At 38.3% G+C, this 3070-nt stretch carries 3 protein-coding genes; all 3 read right to left on the reverse strand.

All coding sequences use genetic code 11. The features are described 5' to 3' along the window. Positions 1 to 196, reverse strand: a 196-nt coding sequence (locus J7K93_09480; GenBank protein MCD6117234.1) for a hypothetical protein, incomplete at its 3' end; no start/stop codon positions are given. Beyond that, positions 186 to 1244: a 23S rRNA (adenine(2503)-C(2))-methyltransferase RlmN gene (gene rlmN, locus J7K93_09485; protein ID MCD6117235.1), complete on the reverse strand. Its 1059-nt coding sequence runs from the start codon at positions 1242 to 1244 to the stop codon at positions 186 to 188. The genes J7K93_09480 and rlmN, both read right to left, overlap by 11 nt. A gap of 3 nt (positions 1245 to 1247) precedes the next feature. Next, positions 1248 to 3070 (reverse strand): SpoIIE family protein phosphatase (locus tag J7K93_09490; GenBank protein ID MCD6117236.1); only part of this gene is annotated, 1823 nt, incomplete at its 5' end.

Raw genomic sequence — 3070 nt, forward strand, 5'->3', positions numbered from 1 at the left:
CCTCCTTAACAAGGATATTTCCCCAGTTGTCGGAGAAATTCATCTGCTTCTTGAGAAGAGAGATTTCAGTTTTTGTCAGAAGCCTTAAGTCCTCAGTTGAGAAATTGTCATGAAGGGCAGCTGTCCTCTCACATTCCTTTACAAGGGGAGAGCTGTCAATTATTCCGGTCATAATTTTCTTTAATTTATCTGTCACTTGTTGTTCTCCCTGCGTAGTTTTTTGAATTTTTTACTGCAAGCTGGCCGCATGCACCCTGAATGTCATCTCCCTTGCTAAGGCGCAATGTAACAGCTGCATGCATTGTACGCAATGATTCTGTAAATTCCATAATGCGTCTATCATCAGGCCTGCGAAAGATTTTGGTGGTTTCATTATATGGTATAAGATTAATTTTGCATGGGATGTTTCTCAAAAGTTTTTTTAATGCATTTGCCTGGTCACGGGTATCGTTTACATCTTTCAGAAGCACATATTCAAAAGTGATTCTTTTTCTATGAAAGGTGGAATATTCTTTTACAGCTTCAATAAGCATATCTATCGGATATTTGTTGTTAACAGGCATGATTTGGGATCTTACTTTATCTGTCGCAGCGTTTAAGGATATTGCGAGATTATAAGGCTCCTTGTTTTGTAAATACCGGCGTATTTGAGGAACAATGCCTGCAGTGGAAATAGTGATTTTTCTGTGGCCTATTGCAATTCCCTCATTGTCCCTGATTATGGAAAGAGCTTTCATGAGATTGTCATAATTTAACAGAGGCTCTCCCATACCCATAACAACAATATTTGTTGGCTGTTTGCCGGTGATTTCCCGGATTCTGAGTACCTGATCAATTATTTCATCAGGTTCAAGATTTCTGAAAAAACCCATTTTACCTGTTGCGCAGAATTTACATCCCATTGCACAGCCGACCTGAGTGGAAATACATATCGTCCTTCTCTTTCCTTCAGGTATGTACACAGATTCCACAAAAAGGCCATCCTTAAGCTCCCATATAAATTTACGTGTATCAGTGTCTATAGATGAAGATTCGTCAGAAAGTTTAAGGCTGCTGATAAATGCAGTTTCATTTAGCCGATTTCTCAATTCTTTGGAGATGTCTGTCATCTCATTAAAATCATTAACTCCTTTTTTGTATATCCATGACCAAATCTGTTTTGCACGATACTCTTTTTCTCTTAGATCATAGATAAAATCGCTGAGTTCGGATTTAGATAATCCTTTTATATTAATTTTTTTCATTTGCTACCTGATTTTTAAAACAACTAAAGTTAGATCATCGGAAAAATAATTGCCGTTTGTAAAAGTGCTTACTTCCTCAAGAATATTGTTTATGATATCCAAAGCTGAAAAATCGGAGTTATTACGTAAAATCTCAGTAAGTTTTTTTTCTCCGAATTCATTCCCATCAGGGTCCATTGCTTCTGTAACCCCGTCTGTGTAAAGAACAAGAGAATCACCTCTTTCAAGGCTGATATCTGCAGATTCATATTCTGCATTCTCAATTACTCCGATTATAATGCCGCCCTGTGTTAAAAGTTCAATTTCTCCGGTTTTTTTAACAAGAACAGGATAGTTATGGCCTGCGTTTGTATATTTGAATATAAGAGTTTCAGGGTTAAAAATCCCGTAAAAAAACGTTGCGAATTTTTCAGGTGAAGTTGTTTTGGTTATATGGCTGTTGACTTTTGATAAAACTTTATAAGGCTCTGAAAATTCCAGTGCGGTAATTCTTAATGCGGCCTGAAGATTTGACATTAAAAGAGCCGCAGGTACACCTTTACCGGAAATATCGCCAATTGCAATCCCCACTGAATTATCCTGCAGTAAAAAGAAATCGTAGTAGTCTCCTCCGACTTCCTTAGAGGGAATATTGTGTCCTGCAAGTTCAAAAATTTGACTATCGGGAGAATCTTTCGGCAGAAGGTTTGTCTGAATCTCCCTTGCAAGTTCAAGTTCTTCCTCAATTTTCTGTTTTTCCAGGCTGTCTGTGTAAAGCACGGCATTTTCAAGTGCAATTGCCGCCTGTGACGAAAGAACGCTCAGAATCATCATCTCTTCTGCAGAAAAATTTGTTCGGGATATTTTTTCTCCGAGTAGAAGAATTCCGCTTAGTTTGTCTCTGTGAATAAATGGTATTAGCAGGACAGGGTTAAGCTCTCTGAGAGGCTCAAGGCACGGCTCATCATGGGTCTGTATGGAGATGTCATCAAACCCTGTAGGCTGGGTCTGTTCTCTAAGAATAGATATCCACTCTTCCTTGCCTGAGAAAATAACTTGTCTGTCCTGAAGATTGAGTATAAGACGGCCGTCAACAGAACGCATGATAAGTTCTGCGTAGGTAAGAGACATGGTATCTTTAAGTGTTGATGTGATTTTGTCTTTCAATGCTCCGGGGTCAAGAGTTGTAAGAATGTCACGGCTCAGGTTCTGCAGTATATTTCTGTAATCGAGCCTGTCTTTCATAAAGAATTTTTCAATAAGGCGTTCAATTGTACCGAGTATGGGCTGAAAAAAGAGTAAAACAAATAAAATGGAGATAATCTCAATTGCAGGGATATCAATGGGAAAGAAGTGAGACATGATTTTTTTACCCTCTGCAAAGAGTAGAAGGTAAATAGTTATAAGAACAGCAGTTGCAAGAGAAAAAACAAGGCCTTTTCTGATAATGAATCTAATATCAAGGAATTTGTATTTTATTATTGCCCATGCAATGGATCCTGCTCCGATAAGAAGAGCCCCTGTTACAAGCAGGTAACTGATGGATCTTGATAATAAGCTTATATGGAGATGGGGGAATATGAATGCAATGGCGTAAAGGCCTACACTTGCGCGGATACCCCAGAGAACAATACCTACCTGTTTTTTAAGACGCTGGTTTTGAAGCCTGCTGTAACCCCAGAGCATTAGGCCAATGGCAGTAATAATGTAAATTAAGTTGATTAGTGCAAAAAAGTTTGCGTGAAATTCATAAATTAGGCTTACCAGAGCTAATATAATGCCTATAGCAATTGTAACAGGCTGAATTATAAGTCCGAATTTGTCAGAAATCGCACTAAGGTTAATAA

Source organism: bacterium, from assembly GCA_021158245.1.
Taxonomy (GTDB): domain Bacteria; phylum Zhuqueibacterota; class QNDG01; order QNDG01; family QNDG01; genus QNDG01.

What these genes read in the sequence shown, in the direction of transcription:
- rlmN (MCD6117235.1), bottom strand. Translation starts at nt 1,244, where the DNA reads ATGAAAAAAATTAATATAAAAGGATTATCTAAATCCGAACTCAGCGAT.